Origin of the sequence: Noviherbaspirillum sedimenti, from assembly GCF_003590835.1 — a bacterium.
GTDB classification, from domain to species: Bacteria; Pseudomonadota; Gammaproteobacteria; order Burkholderiales; family Burkholderiaceae_D; genus Paucimonas; species Paucimonas sedimenti.
In genome coordinates this window covers 770,239-792,990 of sequence record NZ_QYUQ01000002.1, presented here as the reverse complement: position 1 = coordinate 792,990, position 22,752 = coordinate 770,239, and the positions used below count along the sequence as shown (strand labels likewise).

The following is a 22,752-nucleotide window of genomic DNA, read 5'->3' as shown; positions in this document are numbered from 1 at the left end:
GACTAACGATTGAGGATCTTCACACGCGTCTTTCATCAGGGTCCGAGCGGCGTAACGAACCGGCTCAACAAGACCGTTTGTAGCATCGCAGACCGGCCATGTCGTCGCAACAGCACGCTCGAACACAATCGCAAAAACAAACCGAAAAAGTTACTTGAAAATTTGGGGAAGCCCTTGTAGCCACGTTAACCAGCACGCAGCATGTGCCGCGAAGCGGCAAGTTCTTTGCTGCGTGTCTGAGTTGAACAACGAGTTGGGCGACGGCACTTCAGTCACGCGATGTAGTACGGCGTTTCGGCACGGAGCTTCGTGATTGCTTGGCGGCCCGCTCAGGCTGCTCCGTCAAGCGGCCTGTAACGTACTTGTGAAGGACGCTGGCAATGAGTGTTTGATAAGGAATGCCTTCCTCAAGCGCTTTAACCTGAATGTCGCTCAGATCGCCAGACGATAAGCGAATATTGACGCGGCGATCTTTGATCGCAGTGGCTCTTGCCACGGCCTTGAACTTTGCAAGTTCAGCCTTCGTGGCCACGGACTTCAGCTGCCCTTTCTCGTAGCTATCCAGAATTTTAAATTCTTCGGGGTCAATTCTCGGCATCTGTCTCACCTTGATTAAGATAGTCCCTAGTTGCTTTGCGACTCGGGATTATGGTCTTGAGAAAGAAATAATCCTCTTCTTCAACAAACGGTACCAAGTAAGCGTAGTTGTCACACTCGACAACGAGAACACGTTGCTTCGAGTATTTCTCTTGGTTGGGATGGGCCAAGAGATCCAGCAATCCTCCGGACTCAACCGCCACCACAATGTTCTCAAACGAAATCCCCCGATCGGATCTGAGGATCTCGTTCTTTTCTTGGCTCCAGCGAAATGGCTTCATGCGTATATTTTACGATTATGTGTGCCTTTTGTCACCACGCCGAAAAAGCCAACTCATTACGCCCAACGCCGGCGATAACCAGCGGCGTAGCCGTCTGTGTTGATTAGCAAGTTGGACGAAGCCGCTACGCGGAGAAAGTCAAACGCCATTCCATCGCCCCCGTAAAAAACTACAATTCTACTCTGCCCATTTCGGGTTGACTCATTTACACGAGAGGAGAATTTGTAATGGCGTATCCATTTCCACCCGCCTTTGAACAGGATTACCAAACCCACCTCAAGCGCCTGAAGCTGGCAGGCATGCGCCCCAAGACCATCGAAGCCTATGCCCATGGCGTGCGGCGAGCTGCCGCGTATTTCGATTACCAGATCAACTCCCTGACCGAAGCGCAATTGACCGAATATTTCGCCCAATTGCTGGAAACACACTCCTGGAGCACCTTGAAGCACGATCTCTATGGCCTCAAGTTCTATTACAACAAAGTCCTGCATCAACCCTGGCCGGCGCCCCAACTGGTCAAGGCGCCGCACAGCCAGCGCCTGCCCGACATCGTCACGGTTTCGCAAATGCAGCAAATCATCAATGCCACCCGCGTCCTCAGTTACCGCGTGATCTTCCACACGCTCTACAGCCTCGGCTTGCGCCTGGGAGAGGGCTTGCGATTGCAGGTGGGCGATATCGATGCCGACCACATGCGCGTGCAAATCCGCGATGCCAAGGGCAACAAGGATCGTTTCGTGCCGCTGCCACAGTCCACGTTGTCTATCTTGCGCCGCCATTGGTCGGTCCATCGCCATCCGGTCCTGCTCTTCCCCAACCGCAAGGGCGGCTTGAAGAATGCCCATCTGGCGACGACGCCTTTGGACGATGGCGGCGTCCAGCGGGCTTTGCGCGCCGCCTGCGAGAGTTGCGGCTTAAAAAAAGAATTTCGCCGCACAGCCTGCGCCACAGCTATGCCACGCATTGCATAGAAGCCGGCGTCAACCTCGCCGACCTGCAGCACTTCCTCGGCCACCAGTCCATCCTGACCACCACCCGTTACACCCATCTTACCCAGTCCAATACCGACTCCGCCATTGTTCGCATCAATGCCCTGATGGACAGCATTCATGTCGATTGGGGGAATGTGAAATGATGCGCCTGGCCGATGTGATCGCCGCGTTCGAGGACGACTTCCTGCAGGCGCATGGCCAGCACCTTCTGCCTAGCCAAAAGAGCGCGCTGACCGCCTTCAAGACTTGCCGCACCGCCCTGCGCGCGCACATGCAGGTGCGTTGCGACGCCTGCCAGGAAACGCAGTACCTGCCGCATTCCTGCGGCCATCGCCATTGTCCGCATTGCCAGGCGCATGAATCGCAGCGCTGGATCGAGCGGCAGCAGGCCAAACAACTCCCATGCGATTATTTCATGCTGACCTTTACCTTGCCTGCGCAATGGCGCCCGTTGGTGTGGCAGCGCCAAGGCCTGCTCTACGATGCGCTGATCAAGTGCGCATGGGAGACGGTCAATACGTTCGCCCGGAATGACCGGCAGCTGCAAGGCCATGCCGGCGCCGTGGCGGTGCTGCATACCCATAACCGGCGGCTGGACTTCCATCCGCATGTGCACCTGGTCATGCCTGCCGGGGCGATCAATGTACAGGACAAGCGCTGGCGCACCAAAAAGGGCAAGTACCTGTTTGCCGGGAAGGCCCTGGCCCGCGTGTTTCGCGCCAGGATGCTGGAAGCTGTCGCGCGCGCGGGCCTGCGCGTGCCGCCGCAAACGCCAAAGGAATGGGTGGCCCATTGCAAGCAGGTCGGCTCGGGAGCGAAGGCGATTGCGTATCTGGGGCGCTATTTGTACCGCGGGGTGATCCAGGAGAAGGACATCCTGCAGGCCGGCCGCAATAGTGTGACGTTCCGCTACCGCGACAGCAAAAGCGGCAAGTGGGCGACGCGCACGGTCGCCGGCGTGGAATTCCTGCGGCTGGTGTTGCAGCATGTCTTGCCAAAGGGGTTCAGGCGGGCGCGCAATTTCGGGTTCCTGCATCCGAACAGCAAGCGGCTTCTTGGGCTGTTGCAGGTGGTGCTGCGCGTGCGTTTCACGCCTGCGCCGCCCACGCCACGGCCGGCCTGGATATGCGCCTGCTGCGGCGGCATCAAGACGGTGGTGCGCACGAGAATCGATCGGTGCCCTATGGTAGAGGGGACGCCCATCCGGGATGGCGTGGATGGCAACCGGGGGTGCGCGATGTAAGCGCGCCGGCATCGGTGCGAAGATGATCCGGATCCGCATTGCGTGCGGAGGGGGGCGTTCGTTTGAAAACTGCCGGTTTCGCGGCAAAACAGCGACCACGGCCATTACTTTGCATCGGCAATGATTGACGCATCGCTGCAATGGCGATGCGCTGCAGGGCAGCGTCGCTCTATCGAGGGCGATGCAACACGAAATGCCCTGCGCGTCGAAAAGCTATTTCCATAGTCAGGCAATCATGCCCGTCGCATGCACGGGCTTGTCCAACAAACGGTTCAGATCGCGGCTCGCTTCGCGATCACGATCTAACCTTAATCGTTAGGCAAGATGCCCGGACGCCAAATACTCAGCTGGGGTTAAAACGGTAACTCCTATGCTCCGAGCCACCTTTGCCATACCGTTGTCAGTAGTCACAAGTGTATAACCATTAACATAAGCGACAACAACATAAATATGGTCACCGGCTTTCGCATACGGAATTTCCACATTGCCGTATTTATTGATGAACTCAGCGTCAATGTGAATTAGCTCTACCGGAAACTGCCATTGACCATTAATGCTTACTCCTGAAAATTTTTTGTCGATAGTTTCGATACGCTTTAAATTGCACCAAACCTCAAACCAGCCATGAGCTGGCATAGTCATTATTTGGCCAGAACGTGGCAAAGCTTCAAGGAAGGCACGACACTCATCCCTGTGATCGGAATCTTCTTTTAGCGCATTAATGAATACGCATGAGTCAACAATAATTTTTGTCATACTGCCTAACGAATAGAGTTTATCTGCCGCTCCAGCAGTGCAAGCCAAGGGCGACTGCCGTGCAGCGGCAGATAAACGCTGTTGGACTGAACCGCCACACCGGCGGTGGTTATGGGGATTGTAAGCCGGGGAATGGCTGTTTTGGCAAGAATGTGGCGGTGGTGTTGCATCTAGACGGCAGTTCTGCAACAGCGCGGCGCCAGCAGCAATCGTCCATGCCCCCTGAAGCCCCTTTGCGGAAGGGGAATTTTGCCGCTGGCGGCGAACGCCGGCCTGGCCAGGGGATTCGCCATGCCTTGACTGCGTCGCCTCTCATGCCGCACCCCTGGCTCCTGGCGGGCCGGTCGCCAGGCAGCGCAGAAATGGCAGGCGCACCGGCGCAATCACCTCGATCACCCGCAGTCGCCCGTGCGCACAATGCCGGCAACAGCCAATGTCGATGTGCGCCACCCGCAGCATGAAGGCATCCACGCTCTCGATGACCTGCGCATCCGGCAGCGGCACAGCCAGTGCGGCACGACAGGCTGCCAGCTTTGCTTCTTTGTGACGGTTGGCCAGGATGCCGTAGTGCCGGATGCGCTTGAATCCCGACGGCAGCACATGTAGCAGGAAGCGGCCAATGAAGGCATCCGCCGGCAAGCGCAGGGTGCGCTTCTTGCCCGGATTGGCATTGTCGCGTACCCGGAATGTCACTTCCCCCGTCGGCCAGGCCGGCCAGCCGGTCATTGGAAATGGCCACCCGGTGCGTATAGCGCGCCAGGTAATCCAGCACCTGGGCCGGTCCGTCCAGCGGCTGTTTCGCGTACACCACCCAGTCATGCCGGCGCAGCGCCAGCAGCAGCGTGCGCCAGCCTTGGGCGCTGTCCGTTTGCGCATGCCGCAGTCGCCCGTCGGCACGTGCCGCCTTGAGGGCATCGATGAACTTCTCGCGGAACACCTGCGACAGCGCCTTGACCGGAAACAGGAAGCCGCGTTTGCTGTCAACCCACTGACCCTCGCTGGTCAGCGCGCCGCTGGCCACCAGCGCATGCACATGCAAATGCCGCATCAGGTTCTGCGACCACGTATGCAGCACCAGCGAGAAGGCCAGGCTGCCGCCCAGCCAGCGCGGGTTGGCGCCGAACGCGACCAGCGTGCCGGATGCCGCCTCGAACAGCATGTCGCTGATCAGCCGGAAGTGGCTGCCGGCCAGGCCATTCAACACATGCGGCAGCGTAAACACCAGGTGGGTGTACGGCACTGGCAGCAATTCGCGATGCCTTGCGGCGATCCACTGGTCCCTGGCCCGGCTCTGGCATGTCGGACAGTGACGGTTGCGACACGAGTGATACACATGCCGGGTGGCGCCGCAATCGGCACATTGCAGGATATGGCCGCCCAGCGCAGCGGTGCGGCATGACACGATGGCGCGCCAGGCCTTGGCCTGCGCAGGCGCAAGCGCATGCGCGGCAAGATAGGCGTTGCCGTGTTGACGGAAGATGTCGGCCAGCGCGATGCGGCCGCGGTGGGCCACGCCCTAACGTTTGGACAAAAGCGACGACAGCAGGTCCAGCGGCGAATCGGTCCGGGCCACTTGTCCCTGCAGGTGCAGGTAGCGGGCGGTGGTCGTGATCTTGTCGTGTCCCATCAGGCGGCCGATGGTATGGATATCCACGCCGGCTTCGAGCAAGTGCGTCGCAAAGGCATGGCGCAGGCCATGGATGCCGCCGGCCTTGGTGACATGGGCGCGGCGCTTGGCCGCATAGTACATCTTCTGCACTTGCGAAATGCCGATGGGCTGACGGCCGTCCGTGCGGGGGAACAGCCAGTCCTGCGAAGGCCGGGTCCGCCAGTACTGTCGCAAGGTGTCCAGCAGCGCGGCTGACAACAGCGTATAGCGATCCTTGCCCCCCTTGCCGTTGGCCACACGCAGCATCATGCGCTCGCTGTCGATGTCGCCAACCTTCAGCCGGCAGGTTTCCGTCACGCGCAAGCCGGCCGCATAGGTCGTCATCAGCAAGGCCCGATGCCGCAGGTTGCTGCAGGCGTTGAGGATGCGATGGACTTCGTCGCGCGAGAGGATCTCGGGCAGTCTGGCCGGCGCCTTGCGGTTGGGAATCGTAAATTCAGCGGCGGGCTGCTTGAGCGTGATGTGAAACAGGAAGCGCAGCGCGCAGGCGGCCTGGTTGGTCGTCGACCAGCTCAGCTTGCGCGCCTCGATCAAATGCAGCAGGTACTGCTGGACATCTTCCTGCGACAGTTGTTCGGGAGAACGGTTGTAATAGCCGGCAAGGCCGGCAATCGCGGCAATGTAGGCTTCCTGGGTACGTGCCGCCAGGCCACGCAGCACCATGTCGGCCTGCATCTGCTTGCGGAGTGGGCTCATGATCGTTTCCTTCTCTGTGCCGGGGAAATCCCCCGTTACAGCGTAGGAAACGAATTGCTTCAATACCTGCTGCTCGTCGCGCTTCTTTCCACCGCGCAGCGGTTTAGTTCAACTTTAATTAGGCGGACACCAGTGTCCGTTTTTTCTGGCGACCTGCCACCTAACCCCGGCTGCCAATCTCGCGGAAACGCTGTATCCACCGGCTTTTGACGATGGACTGCATAAAAACACAGCTCTAATTAAACGCGAAAAACGTCACGAAATTAATTGCGCCGGAATCCGGCGTCCGCCTAATCTGGCCAGGCGCCACCTAACCCGGGACAGCATATTTGCGCAAACGCCGTATTCATCGGGGCTCTGACGATAGACTGTACAAAAATACAGCACTAATTAACGATGAAAAACGTCAAAACTTCCGGCAAAGAGTCACCGTCCTCTTTAGCGGCTCAAATCCAATGAAATAATTGAAGCTCTAAAATAATAAGAGAATTGCAATGCGCGATACAAAATAGCCAATTTTTATCCATCGCGCAAGATTTCCAGTGCCGCGATGCGCCGAGCGCTGCTTGTTTTAAACAGCCGCCGAACGCTGTCCGACCCAGCGCGTCACATAAGCCGGGCCTTGATGCCCCGGTCCTTCATCGAGGACGACCTCGCCCTCCCATGCTTCGACTTCGGTGAGCAAATCGCCGAGATCATCCCGCAGCATCGATAGCGTATAAAGCATTTCCTCCTCCTTTGGCCCGCCGCTTGAGTAGCCCATCTGTCGGGGATGAAACGCTTCCAGCACAAAGCAGCCGCCCGGACGCAATGCCGCTGCCAGACGCCGCAAGGCATCCCGGCGGATCGTTGGGGGCAGATGAACGAAAGTCAGCGCAACAATATCGGCACTTGCCGGCACGGGCGTCCAGTTCGCGAGATCGCCGCGTATCGTTTGAATTTTTACCCCCAGCCTGTCTGCCAGCGCACGGGCCTTTTCCAGGCCGACCGCCGAACCGTCCATCGATACTACCCGGTGCCCCTGCTGCGCCAGCCAGGTGCCGTTGCGCCCTTCGCCGTCGCCCGGCACCAGAATGTCGGCAGCAGGCGGAAATCGTGCGACTTGTGCGGCCAGGAATGCATTGGGCGCAGTGCCGTACTTGTAGCCATCCACGGAAAACTTTTGATCCCAGAAGTTCATCGCAATTCCTGTTTCCTGTCGGTGTTCAACAGCTGAATGACTATGCCCTGTCGTTCAAGCCGCCCTGTAAATCAATGCCACCGCTTCCGCCGCAATCCCCTCTTCTCGGCCCAGATAGCCCAACTTTTCATTGGTCTTGGCCTTGAGGTTCACCTGTGCCGGCAGCACGCCCAGGTCCTCGGCCACATGCAACACCATTTGCGGGATGTGCGGCGCCATTTTCGGCGCCTGGGCAATGATCGTTGCGTCGATGTTGCCGATGACGTAGCCGCTCGACCGCACGCGCTGGCAAGCCTCGCGTAGCAGCACGCGCGAATCGGCGCCGGAAAATTTCGGATCGGTATCCGGGAAATGCCGGCCGATATCGCCCAGGCCGGCCGCACCGAGGATGGCGTCGGTGATGGCATGCAGCAGGACGTCGGCGTCGGAATGCCCGAGCAAACCGGTCCTGTGCGGAATCGTGACGCCGCCGATGATCAGCTTGCGGCCTTCGACCAGGGCGTGGCAATCGTAGCCCTGGCCGATGCGGAATGGCAAAACGGGCGGAGTGTGGGGGACGGGCGGCAGGTTCTGCGGTGAATTCATGACAGTCCTTTCAATAACAATTCCGCCAGCGGGATATCCTGCGGCAGGGTGACCTTGAAGTTGCGCACGCTGCCTTCGACCAGCCGTGGCGCCAGGCCCAGCGCCTCGATGGCACTGGCCTCATCGGTAACTTCCGCGACTTCTTCCAGTGCCCGGCGCAGCAGGGCATAGCGGAACATTTGCGGCGTTTGCGCCCCCCACAGGCCGGCGCGCGGAACGGTGGCGGCCACGCGGCCATTGGCATTGCCGCGTTTCAGCGTATCGACCACTGGCAGCGCCAGCAGACCGCCAACAGGGTCATCGCGCAGTTCGGCAATCAGCTTGTCGATCAGCGCCACAGTCAGTCCGGGGCGTGCAGCATCGTGCACCAGCACCCAGTCTGCATCTTCAACTTGCGCTCGCATCGCCTGCAAGCCGTTTGACACCGAGGCATGGCGGGTAGCGCCGCCGTTGAGCAACACCGTTACGCGCGTGCGCAACTGCGGCGCCGACGCCAGCACCTCGTCGATATAGGCGTCGCCGGCGCTGACGACCAGGAAACAATGGGCAATCGCAGGTGCGGCGGCGAAGGTCTCCAGCACATGCAGGAGCATCGCCTTGCCTGCCAGCGGCAGATATTGCTTGGGGCAGCCGGCGCCAACTCGGGCGCCGATGCCGGCGGCGGGGATCAGGGCGAAATAACGGGTTGATGCCATTGGTGCTTATCAGGACGAATTGGGACAAATTGGGACGAATCGGAAGGAAAACCGGAAGATGATACCAAAACGGGATCACAGGCCATCGTTTATAATTTCACATTCATCCGACCTTGCCAAACCGCACGCATTGCGCTTTGGCCTTTTTGCTTTTGTACGCCGCCATCCAACTGCCATCTGCATGCCGTTCGACCTGAAAAAATCCCTTCCCAAGCCGGGCCACCGCTTCGTCCTGCCGGCCGTGCATGGCGCGGCCGACGCCTGGGCTCTGGCGCAGGCAGCCGCTACGCTGACGGCGCAAAAACGCATGCTGGCGGTGGTGGTGGCCAACGCCACCGACGCCCAGCGCCTGCTGGCGGAAATCCGCTGGTTCGGCGCCACCAACGGCACCGCTGACGCCGCGCCGCTGCGCTGCCACCTGCTGCCGGACTGGGAAACCCTGCCCTACGACGCTTTTTCGCCGCACCAGGACCTGGTCTCGGAGCGCCTGGCGACCCTGCACGAGATCCGTAGCGGCCAGTGCGACGTGCTGATCGTGCCGGCCACCACCGCGCTGGTGCGCATGGCCCCGCCCTCCTTCCTGGCGGCTTATACCTTCTTTTTCAAGCAGGGCGAAAAGCTCGACGAGGCGCAACTCAAGTCGCAACTGACCCTGGCCGGTTATACCCATGTGGCGCAGGTGATGTCGCCGGGTGAATACTCGGTGCGCGGCGGCCTGATTGACCTGTTTCCGATGGGTTCGGCCCTGCCCTACCGGCTCGACCTGTTCGGCGACACCATCGAGACGATTCGCACTTTCGATGCCGATACCCAGCGCTCGCTGTATCCGGTGCGCGAGGTGCGCCTGCTGCCGGGGCGCGAATTCCCGATGGACGAAGCCGCGCGCACCGCCTTCCGCGGGCGCTGGCGTGAAGTGTTCGAGGGCGACCCGTCGCGCGCGATAATCTACAAGGATATCGGCAACGGTATTGCCTCGGCCGGTATTGAATATTACCTGCCGCTGTTCTTCGAGCGCACCGCGACCCTGTTCGAATACCTGCCCGATGACGCCACCTTCGCGCTGGTGGGCGACATCGATGGGGCGATCAAGCGCTTCTGGAACGATACCCAGTCGCGCTACCAGTTTCTCAAGTCCGACCGCGAGCGCCCGCTGCTGGAACCGCAACAGCTGTTCCTGACCGACGAGGATTTCTTCACCCTGGCCAAGCCGCATGGCCGCTGGGTGATCCAGTCCGATGCCGCCGCCTCGGAACTGTCGGCGCCGCTGCCGGATATCGCCGTCAACCGGCGCCTGGACGACCCGATCGCCAGCCTGCGCGCATTCCTGCTGCAGACCGGGGTTGACCACCCCATGCGCGTCATGGTGTGCGCCGAATCGGGCGGCCGGCGCGAGACCCTGCTGCAGTATTTCGGCGAGTACGGCCTGACGCTTGCGCCGTGCGACGGCTACGCCGATTTCGCCACCGCAGCGGACAAGCTGATGCTGGGCGTGGCGCCCCTGCAGGCCGGCTTCCAGCTGCTGGCGGACCACGCCCATCTCACCTTCATCACCGAGACCGAGCTGTATGCCGGCTCTGGCCGCCGCGCCGGCCGCAAGAAGCAGGAAGCCACCAGCCAGGTCGAGGCCATGGTGCGCGACCTGTCGGAGCTGAAGATCGGCGACCCGGTGGTGCACGTCAACCACGGCATCGGCCGCTACATGGGCCTGATCAGCATGGACATGGGCGAAGGCGATACCGAATTCCTGCACCTGGAGTATGCCAAGGAAGCCAAGCTGTATGTGCCGGTGTCGCAACTGCATGTGATTTCGCGCTATTCAGGCGCAGCGCCGGAAGATGCACCGCTGCACGCGCTCGGTTCCGGCCAGTGGGAAAAGGCGCGCCGCAAGGCCGCCCAGCAAATCCGCGACACTGCCGCCGAACTCCTGAACCTGTATGCCCGCCGTGCGCTGCGCCAGGGCCACGCATTCGAATATTCGGCGCATGATTACGAAGCCTTTGCCGAGAGCTTCGGTTTCGAGGAAACCCCGGACCAGGCCGCCGCCATCAATGCCGTGATTACCGACATGACCTCCGGCAAACCGATGGACCGTCTGATCTGCGGCGACGTCGGCTTCGGCAAGACCGAGGTGGCCTTGCGCGCGGCATTCGTCGCCGTCATGGGCGGCAAGCAGGTGGCGCTGCTGGCGCCGACCACCCTGCTGGCCGAGCAGCATGCGCAAAACTTCGCCGACCGCTTCGCCGACTGGCCGGTGAAGATCGCCGAGCTGTCGCGTTTCAGGAGCGGCAAGGAAATCACCCAGGCCGTCAAGGGCATGGCCGAAGGCACCATCGACATCGTCATCGGTACCCACAAGCTCTTGTCGCCGGAAATGAAGTTCTCGCGCCTGGGCCTGGTCATCATCGACGAGGAACATCGCTTCGGCGTGCGCCAGAAAGAAGCGCTGAAGGCGCTGCGCGCCGAAGTCGATGTGCTGACGCTCACCGCCACACCGATCCCGCGCACGCTGGGCATGGCGCTGGAAGGCTTGCGTGAATTTTCCATCATCGCCACGGCGCCGCAAAAGCGCCTGGCGATCAAGACCTTCGTGCGCTCCGAAGGCGAGTCGGTGATCCGCGAAGCCTGCCTGCGCGAATTGAAGCGCGGCGGCCAGGTGTACTTCCTGCACAATGAAGTCGAGACCATCGAAAACCGCAAGGCCATGCTGGAAGCCTTGCTGCCGGAAGCGCGCATCGGCGTGGCGCACGGCCAGATGCACGAGCGCGACCTGGAAAAAGTGATGCGTGATTTCGTCGCCCAGCGCTTCAACATCCTGCTGTGCACCACCATCATCGAAACCGGCATCGACGTGCCGACCGCCAACACCATCATCATGCACCGCGCCGACAAGTTCGGCCTGGCGCAGCTGCACCAGTTGCGCGGCCGTGTCGGCCGCTCGCACCACCAGGCGTATGCCTACCTGCTGGTCAACGACGTGCAGGGACTGAGCAAGCTGGCGCAGCGTCGGCTCGACGCCATCCAGCAAATGGAGGAACTGGGCAGCGGCTTTTACCTGGCCATGCACGACCTGGAAATCCGCGGCGCCGGCGAGGTACTGGGCGAAAGCCAGTCCGGCGAAATGATCGAAATCGGCTTCCAGCTGTATTCCGACATGTTGAACGAGGCAGTCAGATCGCTCAAGAACGGCAAGGAACCGGACCTGGCGGCGCCGCTGGCCAGCACCACCGAAATCAACCTGCACGTGCCGGCGCTGATGCCGGCTGACTACTGCGGCGATGTCCACGAGCGCCTGTCGATCTACAAGCGCCTGGCCAACTGCACCAGGGCCGATGCCATCGACGACTTGCAGGAAGAGCTGATCGATCGTTTCGGCAAGATGCCCGACCCGGTCAAGGCGCTGATCGAAACGCACCGCCTGCGTGTGACGGCCAAGCCGCTGGGCATCGTCAAGATCGACGCCCACGGCGAATCGGCCGTCTTGCAGTTCGAGCCCAATCCGCCGATCGACGCCATGAAGATCATCGATCTGATTCAGAAAAACCGCCACATCAAGCTGCACGGGCAGGATAAACTACGCATCACCGCCAGCATGCCGGACCTCGCGGCACGGGTGAATCAGGTGAAAGCCACGATCCGCGCGCTGCTGGCATGAAGCAATCATTTCAAATCTTAATCACCGCACGACCATGAATCTGATTCTGCAAGGCGCCGCCAGCGGGCGCGCCACCATCGAACGGCTCGCCGCCCTGGCCCAGGCGCGCAGCATCACCGCCATCGGCATCGCAGCGGAACCTTGCGCCTGGCGTTGCGACGAGGCGTTGCGCAGCGAAGCAACGGTAGCGGCACTGGATGCCGCCTGCCAGGCCGAACGCATCGATTACGCCTTCGTCATGCCCAACCAGCGCCTGTCCGACTTCAAGCTGCTGGCCATGGACATGGACTCGACCCTGATCACCATCGAATGCATCGATGAGATCGCCGACATGCAGGGCTTGAAGCCCCAGGTGGCGGAAATTACCGAAGCCGCCATGCGCGGCGAAATCGAATTCCGCGAAAGCCTGGCCCGCCGCGTGGCCTTGCTCAATGGCCTTGATGCCACCGCCCTGCAGCGCGTGTACGACGAGCGCCTGAAGCTCTCCCCGGGCGCCGAAGCCATGCTGGCGGCGGCGCAGGCGGCCGGCCTGAAAACCCTGCTGGTGTCCGGCGGCTTTACCTTTTTCACTGACCGTATCAAGCTACGACTCGGCCTGGATTACACGCATGCCAACCGTCTGGAGATCAACGACGGCAAGCTGACCGGCCGTGTGTCCGGCGCCATCGTCGATGCCGAGGAAAAGAAGAATACCGTGCTGCGCGTGTGCCGCGAGATCGGCGCCTCGCCGGCGCAGACGATCGTCATGGGTGACGGCGCCAACGACCTGGCCATGATGGGTGTCGCCGGCCTGTCGGTGGCATTCCGCGCCAAGCCGGTGGTGCGCGCGCAAGCCGACGTCGCCTTGAATTTCGTCGGCCTGGATGGCATCCTGAACCTGTTCGATTAATCGTAATTATAAAGGAGGCGCCCATGAACCAGGAACTCGTATTCGACCCGCAGACGCAATCGCAAAAGAACCTCGCCTGGTGGCTCTACGTTTTCCATGCTGCCAGCCTGGTGCTGTCGCTGGGCCTGCTGTCCTGGGTGCCGCTCATCATCAATTACCTCAAGCGCGGCGACGCCGCCGGCACCTTCGTGCAAAGCCACCACAACTGGCAGATCCGCTCCTTCTGGTGGTACCTGTTCTGGATGATCCTCGGCGGCCTGATATTCGCTACCGTGATCGGCATCCCGCTGGCCTGGCTGATCTGGTTCGGTGCGCCGATCTGGAAAGCCTACCGCCTCATCAAGGGTTTCCTCGACCTCGACGCCAACAAGCCGATGCCGGTTTGAACCTAAGGATGGCGGCAAGGCGATAAGGTCTTGCCAATAAGAAATTTGCTGCTTCGCACAAGAAATCCGCCTGGAAAATCTCTGACGAAATTGTGACAAATGCTTGAATTCACGAACAATAATTTGCTATTAAACAAAAAAAATTGCATATTGGTAAAAACAAGATAGTCCGCAGATTTATCTGGCTTAAAATTAATTTTAATAAAGCAAGCTAGCGCGCCGCTTCGCATTCAAGCATCTCCAAGCAGCTGCGCAATCGCTGACCAGGACAGGATATTCGAGGCGCCGATCCGTGCAACGCAACTATTCTTTATTGCTCAAGCAACTCCATCAGCTCGGGGCCGAACGTCCCGGCGAGCTGCCTGAGCTTGTGCAATGGTTGCAATTCCTTGAGCATGCCACCAACAACTGCGCCGACCTGGCGCTGGACACTGCGCAGAGCGAGCGCAACAAGGATTACCTGGCTTCCGAAATCCAGGACTTGAGCAGTCGCATCGAGGAAACGCAACGCATCGCCGGTCTTGGCGACTGGTCTTTCGACCGCCGTCTGGGCCAGGGCAAATGGTCGCGCGAATGCTACCGCATTTTCGGTCTGTCACCCTCGGCACCGATGCCCACCTACAAGGAATTGTCACGCCAGGTCCACCGCGACGACCGCCTGTACGTCAAGGACCGGGTGGAAGCGGCGCTGCACGACGCCCGCAAGTTCGAAATCGAATTCCGCTATCACCTGCCCGACGGCGACATCCGCTGGGTACGGGCGCTCGGCCAGCCCATCAAGAATGCCAAGGGCCAGGTATGCCGCCTGTTCGGCACGGTCATGGACGTCAACAGTCGCAAACTCATCGAGGTGCGGCAAGCAATGGAACACACGGTGGCGCGCCTGCTGGCCGAGTGCGATTCGCCGGTGGAAGTCATCCCGGAGATCATCGAGACCATCTGTTCCACCTTCGGCTGGTTATGCGGCGCCTTGTGGATGCCGGACAAGAAGGCAAGCGTGCTGCGGCGTGCCGCTACCTGGTCGCAGCCCGGATCCAGCATCGAGCAATTCTTTCACAACACGCCTGATCATATCCCGCTGCCTGCCAGCGGCGCCCTCTCCAGCCGCACCCTGCGCGTAGCGCGCGCCGACTGGTTCCCGGATGCTTCGCGCGGCGAACACTTCGAGCGCGCCACGCAAGCCGCCGCCACCGGCTTGCATGGCTGCCTGGCATTCCCGCTGCAGGCGGCCGGCGAAATTGTTGGCATCATGGAATTCTTCGGCCCGCAGCCGCAGGAAGCCGACCGCGAAACCCTGCAAAGCGCCCACTTCATCGGCCGCCACATCGGCCAGTTCTTCCAGCGCAAACAGGTCGAGCAAGCCTTGCGCGAGAGCGAAGCGCACTTCCGCGCGCTGGTCGAGCAGGCCAGCGACAGCTTCTACGTGCACAACATGCAGGGAAAATTCATCGACGTCAACCAGCAGGGCTGCGAAGGGCTGGGCTATACCCGCGCCGAGTTGCTCGCCATGTCGGCGCAGGACGTCGACCTCGACCTGACCTCCAGGGAGCTCAAGAAGCTGACCGGCAAGGTTGCCGCGGGTACACCGATCGCGCGCGAAAGCCGCTACCGGCGCAAGGATGGCTCGACCTTTCCGGTCGAAATCCGCATGGGTCCGATCGACATCAACGGCCACCAGCACCTGCTGTCGCTGGTGCGCGACGTCACCGAACGCAAGGAGATGCAGGACCACATCCAGCATCTGGCCTATCACGATTCGCTGACCAATCTGCCGAACCGGGCGATGTTCAACCGCCACCTGAGCCATGCCATCGACCAGTCCGCACGCCACGGCAGGTCGCTGGCGGTCTTGTTCATCGACCTCGACCGCTTCAAGTACGTCAACGACACCCTCGGCCACGATGCCGGCGACCGCCTGCTGCAGGAGATGTCGCGACGCCTGGCCAAGGCCCTGCATAGCGACCTGGTGGCGCGCCTGGGCGGCGACGAGTTCGTGGTGCTGCTCGAAGATATCGACGATTCCGAGCATGTCAGCCTGGTCGCCCACAAGATCCTGTCGGCGCTGGTCGAGGAATTCCCACTGAACGGCCAGCTGATCCATATCACCGCCAGCATCGGCGTTTCCATTTTCCCGGATGACGGCAAGGACGAATTCGCGCTGATGAAGCACGCCGACATCGCCATGTACCGGGCCAAGGATCGCGGCAAGAATAATTTCCAGTTCTATTCGGCCTACATGAGCCAGCATGCGGCCAAGATGCTGGCGCTCGAATCCAGTCTGCGCCGTGCCCTCGAGCGCGAGGAACTGGTGCTGTATTACCAGGGCAAGGTGGAAACCCGCACCGGCCGCATCACCGGCGTGGAATCGCTGGTGCGCTGGCAACACCCGGAGCTGGGGCTGCTGTGCCCCGACCAATTCATTCCGCTGGCCGAGGAAACCGGCCTGATCGTGCCACTGTCGAAATGGGTGCTGCGCCAGGCCTGCATGCAGATATGCGCATGGCAACGGGAAAACCTGCCGCCGCTGACCGTGGCGGTCAACCTGTCGGCACGCCAATTCACCGAAGACTACCTGCTGGAAGACACGGCGCAAACCCTGCGCGAGCTGGGCATGGACCCGACCCTGCTGGAGCTGGAAATCACCGAGAGCATGATGATGCACAATCCGGAGCGCACCATCCAGATCCTGCAAGGGCTGAAAGCCATGGGCATCCGCATCGCCATCGACGACTTCGGCATCGGTTACTCGTCACTGTCGCATCTGCGCCAGTTCCCCATCGATATCATCAAGATCGACCGTTCCTTCATCCAGGACGTGCCGGGCGACCCGGCCGACGAGGCCATCACCGAAGCCATCATCGCCATGGGCAAGAGCCTGAAAATCACGGTGGTGGCCGAAGGCGTGGAAAAGATCGAACAGCTGCAATTCCTGTCGGACCGCAGCTGCGAGGAAATCCAGGGCTATTTCTTCAGCCGGCCGCTGCCGGCCGAGGAATTCACCAAGCTCCTGTGGAAAAACCTGGCGCCGGTCGCCATTGTAAAAAAGCGGCCGGTGGCAAAACAATAGTCCGGTAATAGTACGACAGCGGGACCAGGTCAGGCTGGCGTAGGCTGCCATTGCCCGCTGAGGATTTTTTCCAGCCAAAACACGCCGATCATGGTTTTGACATCGGTGATCTTGCCTTCCCTCACCCAGGTCAACACCTCGGCCAGCGGCGCCCGGAAGGTTTCCAGGAATTCACCCTCGTCCAGCTTGCGCTCGCCCGGCACCAGGCCGCGCGCCAGATAGATATCGAGAAATTCGTCCGAATAGGCGATGGCATTATGAATGGTGCAGACAGCTTGCCAGTCGCTCGCCGTATAACCGGTTTCTTCCTGCAATTCACGCCTGGCACAGGCAAGATGATCTTCACCCGGATCGATTTTCCCGGCCGGGAATTCGAGGAAGACCCGGTCCAGCGGATAGCGGAACTGCCGTTCGAGAAGGATTGTGCCATCCTCGAACAGCGGCAGGATCACCACCGCGCCCGGATGGCGAAAGTATTCCCGGGCAGCGGTCTTGCCATCGGGAAGGCGCACGGTATCGCGCTGCACTTTCAGAAAATGGCCGTCATATACCAGCTGGCCATCGAGCCTGGTTTCCTTCAAATGCTGATCCATGTGCACTCCAGAAAAACCGGCCGGCCGTTTCAGCCGTGATGCTTGCGCAGGTAACGGAAGACGAATCCGGGAAACGCCAGCACCAGGAACAGGCAAGCGGTCACGGCATAGAATTCCCAGCCCTGGCTGAACACGCCGCCGATGCGTGCTTCCAGCAGGTAGGCCACGCCGCCCACCGCGAAATACAGGGCCAGCAATTCGAGCAGGCGCAGCCAGAATGGCTTCTGCGGGCGCGACGGCATGCGCACCAGGGCGAACAGCCGTTCATTCAAGAACGGCAGGTTGGCGGCCAGCACCGCCAGCGCGATCACGAACCAGCTATATAACGATGTCACGTCTGTTGCTTGGCGGTGCTCAGGCAGCCATGCCGGCGAGATTTTTCAGCGCGTGGCCGATCGATTGGCCGATCGCGCTTTCGCAGGCTGCCATCAGGCCGCCCGGCAGAATGCCCAGCGCCACGATGGCTACGCCGTTCAGGCTGAGCGTGACGCGCATGTCGCTGCTGGCGACGATCGGCGCAGTGTCAACCGGGGCATCGAAGTACATCAGCTTGATCACGCGCAGATAGTAGAACGCGCCGACCAGCGAGAACAGCACCGCCACCAGTGCAAGCCAGATCTGACCGGTACCGAGCACTGCCTGCAGCACCGACAGCTTGGCGTAGAAGCCGACCATCGGCGGCACGCCGGCCAGCGAGAACATCAGGATCAGCATGACCAGGGCAAACCATGGGCTGCGCTGGTTCAGGCCTTTCAGGTCTTCCAGCTTGTCGGCTTCGAAGCCGGCGCGCGACAGCAAAATGACGATACCGAAGCTGCCCAGCGTGGTCAGTACATAGGTGATTGCATAGAACATGGCCGAGCTGTAGGCGCCTACCGCACCGGCGCTGCTCTGGTTGACCACCCCGGACAACAGGCCCAGCAGCACGAAACCCATGTGCGAAATGGTCGAATAGGCGAGCATGCGCTTGAGGTTGGTCTGGACGATGGCGGTGATATTGCCGATTGCCAGCGACAACACCGCCAGCACCAGCAGCATCTGCTGCCAGTCGAAGGCCAGCGGCAGCAAGCCTTCCACCAGCAGGCGCACGCAGATGGCGAACGTCGCCAGCTTGGGCGCCGCGCCCAGCAGCAGGGTCACCGGCGTCGGCGAGCCCTGGTAGACGTCAGGCACCCACATGTGGAACGGTACGGCGCCCAGCTTGAATGCCAGGCCGGCCACCAGGAACACGATACCGAACACCAACACCATCGGCTTGATGGTGCCGGAAACTGCCGCCTTGGCGACGGCGTTGACATCCAGCGAGCCGGTGGCGCCATACAGCATCGACATGCCGTACAGCAGGAAGCCGGACGCCAGCGCGCCCAGTACGAAATACTTCATGGCGGCTTCGGTCGAGGTCGAGTCGTTGCGGCGCAACGCCACCAGTGCGTACAGCGACAGCGACATCAGTTCCAGGCCGAGGTAGATCGACAGGAAACTGGTGCCGGAAATCATGACCATCTGACCCAGCAGCGAAAACAGCGCCAGCACATAAAACTCGCCGCCCAGAATGCCGCCGCTGGCCATGCCGCGCTCGACAATGTACTGGCGCGAATACACCAGTGTCACGCCGACCGCCAGATAGGAAAACAGCTTGAGCAGATGCGACATCGGATCAGACACGAACATGTTGCTGAACGTGTAGGTCACAGTGCCGGCCTCGAAGGAATACAGGCTCAATGCCGCGCACACAACCAGCGTCGCCAGCGACAGCATGTAGGTGATGTTGCGTTTTTCATCCGGCAGGAACATGTCGATCAGCAGGATCGCCGACGTGGCGATCAGCAGGAAGATTTCTGGATAAACCGGGATCAGATTCATGTTATTCACTTAATGGGCGACAGCATCGCTTGTTTTAATTCAGTTTCGAGGTGGCGACATGCTTGAGCAAATCGGTCACCGAGGTCTGCATCGCATCGGTGAACGGCGCCGGATACAGGCCCATCACCAGCACGGCGATCGCCAGCACGCCGAGGACCAGGAACTCGCGCTTGTTCAAGTCGACCAGCGCGGCAACGTGGGCGTTGGCGACATCGCCGAAGATCACGCGCTTGGCCAGCCACAGCGAATAGGCGGCGCCGAGGATCAGCGCGGTTGCGGTCAGCACGCCAATCCAGAAATTGAACTTCACCGCGCCCAGGATCACCATGAACTCGCCGACGAAGCCCGAGGTCGCCGGCAGGCCGCAGTTGGCCATCGAGAACAGGACAAAGAAGGCAGCAAAGCGCGGCATGGTATTGACCACCCCGCCGTAATCGGCGATTTCACGCGAATGCATGCGGTCGTACAGCACGCCGATGCACAGGAACATGGCGGCCGAGACGAAACCGTGCGAAATCATCTGCACAATACCGCCCTGTACGCCGATGTCGTTGAAGATGAAGAAACCGAGGGTGACGAAGCCCATGTGGGCGATCGACGAATAGGCCACCAGCTTCTTCATGTCGGTCTGCACCAGCGCCACCAGGCCGATGTAGATCACCGCGATCAGCGACAGGGCAATGATCAGCCAGGACAGCTGCTGGCTGGCGTCCGGTGCGATCGGCAGCGAGAACCGCAGGAAACCATAGCCGCCCAGCTTCAGCATGATTGCCGCCAGCACCACCGAGCCGCCGGTCGGTGCTTCGACGTGGGCATCCGGCAGCCAGGTATGCACCGGCCACATCGGCACCTTGACCGCAAAAGCCATCAGGAAGGCCAGGAAGATCAGGACCTGCGCTTCGATCGGCAGCGGCAGCTTGTGCCAGGCCAGGATATCGAAGCTGCCCGACTTGAAGTACAGGTACAGCAGCGCCACCAGCATCAGCAGCGAGCCGAGGAAGGTGTACAGGAAGAACTTGATCGCCGCATACACGCGATTGGGGCCGCCCCAGACGCCGATAATGATGAACATCGGGATCAGGGTCGCTTCGAAGAATACGTAGAACAGCACGCCGTCGAGTGCGCAAAACACACCGATCATCACGCCCGACAGGATCAGGAAGGCGCCCATGTATTGCGCTACGCGGTCCTCGATCACTTCCCAGCCGGCCACCACCACCAGCACGGTGACGAACGCCGTCAGCGGCACGAACCAGAGCGAAATGCCGTCGATACCGAGAGAATAGAAGATATTGAAGCGATCGATCCAGGCGAATTTCTCGACGAACTGCATGCCGTGCGCGGCATTGTCGAATTGCGCGACCAGCGGCAGCGTCACCAGGAAGCTGATCAGCGAACCGATCAGCGCTACCCCGCGCGCCAGGGCGGGATTGTTGTCGCGGCCGAATGCCAGGATGAATACGCCGAATGCGATCGGGCACCAGATCGCCAGGCTCAGGAGGGGTATGGTTGACTGCATCATAATTGCTTTTTTATTTTGCTTGGCCGGTTATTGGGCGAACGGGAACGGCAAGAACCAGATCAGGAAGCCCAACACGCCGATGATCATCACGAAAGCGTAGTGGTAGATATAACCCGACTGGAAGCGGCGGGTGAACCGGGCAAACCATTCGACTACTTGGGCGCTGCCATTGACGATCAGGCCGTCGATCAGGCCGCGGTCGCCCACCTTCCAGAAGCCGCCGCCCAGCGCACGGGCGCCGCCGGCGAATACGACTTCGTTGATCTTGTCCATGTAGTACTTGTTGTCTAGCAGCGTATGCACGGCGTGGAACTTGTGGAAGAACCAGGCCGGCACGCGCGGATTGACCATGTAGCAGTAGTACGCCGCCACCACGCCGCCAGCAGCCAGCGCGAACACCGGCGTGACGAAGCCGTGCAGTCCCATCGCTACCGCGCCGTGGAAGTCGCGCGCCAGTTCGGCCATGGCCGGATGCGCTGCGCTGACGAAGATCACATTGTTGAAGAACTCGCCGAACAGCATCGGGCCGACCGTGAAGAAACCGATCACGACCGATGGAATCGCCAGCAGGATCAGCGGCAGGGTCACCACCAGCGGCGCCTCGTGCGGCTTCTCGCCGGGAGCCAGGCCATGGTGATGGTCTGGGGACACTTCCTCATCGGCGTGGTCGCCGTGATGATCGTGATGCCCCTTGCCGAAACGCTCTTCGCCATGGAACACCAGGAAATACATGCGGAACGAATAGAACGCTGTCACGAACACGCCTGCCATCACGGCGAAGTAGGCAAAGCCCGCGCCGGCGATATTGGCATGCTGGACGGCGATGATGATGCTGTCCTTCGAGTAGAAACCGGAGAAGAACGGCGTGCCGATCAGGGCCAGCGAACCCAGCAGCGACGTGATCCAGGTGATCGGCATGTACTTGCGCAGGCCGCCCATGTTGCGGATATCCTGGTCATGGTGCATGCCGATGATGACCGCGCCGGCGCCAAGGAACAGCAGCGCCTTGAAGAATGCGTGGGTCATCAGGTGGAACACCGCTACCGAGTAGGCCGAAGCGCCCAGCGCCACCGTCATGTAGCCCAGCTGCGACAGCGTCGAATACGCCACCACGCGCTTGATGTCGTTCTGGATGATGCCGAGGAAACCCATGAACAGCGCCGTAATGGAACCGATCACGATGATGAACGACAAGGCGGTGTCAGACAGTTCGAACAGCGGCGACATGCGCGCCACCATGAAGATGCCGGCGGTCACCATGGTCGCCGCATGGATCAGCGCCGAGATTGGTGTCGGGCCTTCCATCGAATCGGGCAGCCACACGTGCAGCGGGAATTGCGCCGACTTGCCCATGGCGCCGATGAACAGGCAGATGCAGGCCACCGTCAGCAGCATCCAGTCGGAGCCCGGCAGGGTCAGGGTTGCCAGTTGCTCGCGCTTGGCAAACACTTCGTTGTAATCCATCGAACCTGCATAGGCCAGCAGCAGGCCGATGCCGAGAATGAAGCCGAAGTCGCCGACACGGTTGACCAGGAAGGCCTTCATGTTGGCGTAGATCGCCGTCGGCCGGGTATACCAGAAACCGATCAGCAGGTACGACACCAGGCCAACCGCTTCCCAGCCGAAGAACAGCTGCAGGAAGTTGTTGCTCATGACCAGCATCAGCATCGAGAAGGTAAACAGCGAGATGTACGAGAAGAAGCGGTTGTAGCCCTCGTCATCCTTCATGTAGCCGATCGTATAGATGTGCACCATCAGCGACACGAAGGTCACCACGCACATCATCATCGCGGTCAGGCTGTCGACCAGGAAGCCAACTTCCAGCTTCACGCCAGCCACCGTCATCCATTCATACACGCTGCCGTTGTAGGTGGCGCCATCCAGCACCGCCAGCAGGGTCTGCACCGAGATCAGGAATGCGATCAGCACGCCCAGGATGGTGACCGTGTGCGAAGTCTTGCGTCCGATTACATTGCCAAAAAACCTGGTGCCAAGGAGGCCCGCAATTGCGGAGCCGACCAGCGGCGCCAGTGGTACGGCAAGTAGGAGGTTAGGGTTGAGTTGCCCCGCCATGTTCGACCTTATC

Annotated in this window: 17 protein-coding genes and 2 pseudogenes; 6 read left to right on the top strand and 13 right to left on the bottom strand. The window is 60.7% G+C overall.

From position 1 onward, the window contains the following. Positions 1-268: 268 nt before the first annotated feature. Both D3878_RS03770 and D3878_RS03765 read right to left on the bottom strand, forming a co-directional pair. Positions 269-598 carry a hypothetical protein gene (locus tag D3878_RS03770; RefSeq protein WP_119784265.1) on the bottom strand — a complete coding sequence of 110 codons (330 nt, stop codon included), beginning with the start codon at positions 596-598 and terminating at the stop codon, positions 269-271. Further along, on the bottom strand, positions 585-878 hold the full coding sequence (locus D3878_RS03765; RefSeq protein WP_119784264.1) for a BrnT family toxin: 294 nt from the start codon (positions 876-878) through the stop codon (positions 585-587). Before D3878_RS03765 ends, D3878_RS03770 begins: the two co-directional genes overlap by 14 nt. A gap of 227 nt (positions 879-1,105) precedes the next feature. On the opposite strand from D3878_RS03765, the pseudogene D3878_RS03760 reads away from it, so the two are divergent. Next, positions 1,106-2,013: pseudogene (locus D3878_RS03760) on the top strand (tyrosine-type recombinase/integrase). Then, positions 2,010-3,113 (top strand): IS91 family transposase, encoded by a 1,104-nt coding sequence (locus D3878_RS03750; protein WP_119784261.1) that lies wholly within the window; start codon positions 2,010-2,012, stop codon positions 3,111-3,113. Before D3878_RS03760 ends, D3878_RS03750 begins: the two are co-directional and overlap by 4 nt. 315 nt (positions 3,114-3,428) lie before the next feature. Here the strand turns inward: D3878_RS03750 and D3878_RS03745 are convergent, their stop codons facing one another. The 6 genes and pseudogenes from D3878_RS03745 to ispD all read right to left on the bottom strand — a co-directional run bounded on the left by D3878_RS03745 (position 3,429) and on the right by ispD (position 8,694). Further along, on the bottom strand, positions 3,429-3,869 hold the full coding sequence (locus D3878_RS03745; RefSeq protein ID WP_119784260.1) for a type II toxin-antitoxin system VapC family toxin: 441 nt from the start codon (positions 3,867-3,869) through the stop codon (positions 3,429-3,431). Positions 3,870-4,181: 312 nt separating this feature from the next. After that, positions 4,182-5,382, bottom strand: a pseudogene (locus D3878_RS03740) (IS91 family transposase). Positions 5,383-5,385: 3 nt separating this feature from the next. Further along, positions 5,386-6,234, bottom strand: a complete 849-nt coding sequence (locus D3878_RS03735; protein WP_119784259.1) for a tyrosine-type recombinase/integrase — start codon at positions 6,232-6,234, stop codon at positions 5,386-5,388. A 571-nt stretch (positions 6,235-6,805) separates the two neighbouring features. Beyond that, positions 6,806-7,414, bottom strand: coding sequence for a class I SAM-dependent methyltransferase (locus D3878_RS03730; RefSeq protein ID WP_119784258.1), 609 nt, complete (start codon positions 7,412-7,414; stop codon positions 6,806-6,808). Positions 7,415-7,468: 54 nt separating this feature from the next. Then, positions 7,469-7,999 (bottom strand): 2-C-methyl-D-erythritol 2,4-cyclodiphosphate synthase, encoded by a 531-nt coding sequence (ispF, locus tag D3878_RS03725; RefSeq protein ID WP_119784257.1) that lies wholly within the window; start codon positions 7,997-7,999, stop codon positions 7,469-7,471. Beyond that, positions 7,996-8,694, bottom strand: coding sequence for a 2-C-methyl-D-erythritol 4-phosphate cytidylyltransferase (ispD, locus tag D3878_RS03720; protein ID WP_119784256.1), 699 nt, complete (start codon positions 8,692-8,694; stop codon positions 7,996-7,998). Before ispD ends, ispF begins: the two co-directional genes overlap by 4 nt. A 181-nt stretch (positions 8,695-8,875) precedes the next feature. Between ispD and mfd the strand changes: the two genes are divergently transcribed. The 4 genes from mfd to D3878_RS03700 all read left to right on the top strand — a co-directional run bounded on the left by mfd (position 8,876) and on the right by D3878_RS03700 (position 16,688). Further along, complete coding sequence (gene mfd, locus D3878_RS03715; protein ID WP_119787681.1) at positions 8,876-12,346, top strand: transcription-repair coupling factor; 3,471 nt, start codon at positions 8,876-8,878, stop codon at positions 12,344-12,346. 34 nt (positions 12,347-12,380) lie between these two features. After that, complete coding sequence (gene serB, locus D3878_RS03710) at positions 12,381-13,235, top strand: phosphoserine phosphatase SerB (RefSeq protein ID WP_119784255.1); 855 nt, start codon at positions 12,381-12,383, stop codon at positions 13,233-13,235. Positions 13,236-13,258: 23 nt separating this feature from the next. Further along, entirely contained in the window at positions 13,259-13,621 is a 363-nt protein-coding gene (locus D3878_RS03705; protein ID WP_119784254.1) for a DUF4870 family protein, read from the top strand. Positions 13,622-13,913: 292 nt separating this feature from the next. Next, positions 13,914-16,688: a bifunctional diguanylate cyclase/phosphodiesterase gene (locus D3878_RS03700; RefSeq protein ID WP_119784253.1), complete on the top strand. Its 2,775-nt coding sequence runs from the start codon at positions 13,914-13,916 to the stop codon at positions 16,686-16,688. Positions 16,689-16,717: 29 nt separating this feature from the next. Here D3878_RS03700 and D3878_RS03695 read toward each other — a convergent pair whose 3' ends face one another. Genes D3878_RS03695 through nuoL form a run of 5 tightly spaced genes read right to left on the bottom strand, consistent with a single transcriptional unit; the run spans position 16,718 to position 22,739 of the window. Next, entirely contained in the window at positions 16,718-17,281 is a 564-nt protein-coding gene (locus D3878_RS03695) for an NUDIX domain-containing protein (protein ID WP_119784252.1), read from the bottom strand. Positions 17,282-17,310: 29 nt separating this feature from the next. Further along, the gene (locus D3878_RS03690; protein WP_233556221.1) at positions 17,311-17,616 is read right to left on the bottom strand and encodes a DUF2818 family protein; all 306 of its coding nucleotides are present in this window, start codon (positions 17,614-17,616) and stop codon (positions 17,311-17,313) included. Positions 17,617-17,635: 19 nt separating this feature from the next. Further along, on the bottom strand, positions 17,636-19,144 hold the full coding sequence (gene nuoN / locus D3878_RS03685; RefSeq protein ID WP_119784250.1) for an NADH-quinone oxidoreductase subunit NuoN: 1,509 nt from the start codon (positions 19,142-19,144) through the stop codon (positions 17,636-17,638). A gap of 34 nt (positions 19,145-19,178) precedes the next feature. Beyond that, positions 19,179-20,666 (bottom strand): NADH-quinone oxidoreductase subunit M, encoded by a 1,488-nt coding sequence (locus D3878_RS03680; RefSeq protein ID WP_119784249.1) that lies wholly within the window; start codon positions 20,664-20,666, stop codon positions 19,179-19,181. 27 nt (positions 20,667-20,693) lie between these two features. After that, a complete protein-coding gene (gene nuoL / locus D3878_RS03675) occupies positions 20,694-22,739 on the bottom strand; it encodes an NADH-quinone oxidoreductase subunit L (RefSeq protein ID WP_119784248.1) in 2,046 nt (681 codons plus the stop codon). Positions 22,740-22,752: the final 13 nt, after the last annotated feature.

Coding starts and splice junctions, on each gene's coding strand:
- D3878_RS03770 (WP_119784265.1), bottom strand. CDS start 598: ATGCCGAGAATTGACCCCGAAGAATTTAAAATTCTGGATAGCTACGAG.
- D3878_RS03765 (WP_119784264.1), bottom strand. CDS start 878: ATGAAGCCATTTCGCTGGAGCCAAGAAAAGAACGAGATCCTCAGATCC.
- D3878_RS03750 (WP_119784261.1), top strand. CDS start 2,010: ATGATGCGCCTGGCCGATGTGATCGCCGCGTTCGAGGACGACTTCCTG.
- D3878_RS03745 (WP_119784260.1), bottom strand. CDS start 3,869: ATGACAAAAATTATTGTTGACTCATGCGTATTCATTAATGCGCTAAAA.
- D3878_RS03735 (WP_119784259.1), bottom strand. CDS start 6,234: ATGAGCCCACTCCGCAAGCAGATGCAGGCCGACATGGTGCTGCGTGGC.
- D3878_RS03730 (WP_119784258.1), bottom strand. CDS start 7,414: ATGAACTTCTGGGATCAAAAGTTTTCCGTGGATGGCTACAAGTACGGC.
- ispF (WP_119784257.1), bottom strand. CDS start 7,999: ATGAATTCACCGCAGAACCTGCCGCCCGTCCCCCACACTCCGCCCGTT.
- ispD (WP_119784256.1), bottom strand. CDS start 8,694: ATGGCATCAACCCGTTATTTCGCCCTGATCCCCGCCGCCGGCATCGGC.
- mfd (WP_119787681.1), top strand. CDS start 8,876: ATGCCGTTCGACCTGAAAAAATCCCTTCCCAAGCCGGGCCACCGCTTC.
- serB (WP_119784255.1), top strand. CDS start 12,381: ATGAATCTGATTCTGCAAGGCGCCGCCAGCGGGCGCGCCACCATCGAA.
- D3878_RS03705 (WP_119784254.1), top strand. CDS start 13,259: ATGAACCAGGAACTCGTATTCGACCCGCAGACGCAATCGCAAAAGAAC.
- D3878_RS03695 (WP_119784252.1), bottom strand. CDS start 17,281: ATGGATCAGCATTTGAAGGAAACCAGGCTCGATGGCCAGCTGGTATAT.
- nuoN (WP_119784250.1), bottom strand. CDS start 19,144: ATGAATCTGATCCCGGTTTATCCAGAAATCTTCCTGCTGATCGCCACG.
- D3878_RS03680 (WP_119784249.1), bottom strand. CDS start 20,666: ATGATGCAGTCAACCATACCCCTCCTGAGCCTGGCGATCTGGTGCCCG.
- nuoL (WP_119784248.1), bottom strand. CDS start 22,739: ATGGCGGGGCAACTCAACCCTAACCTCCTACTTGCCGTACCACTGGCG.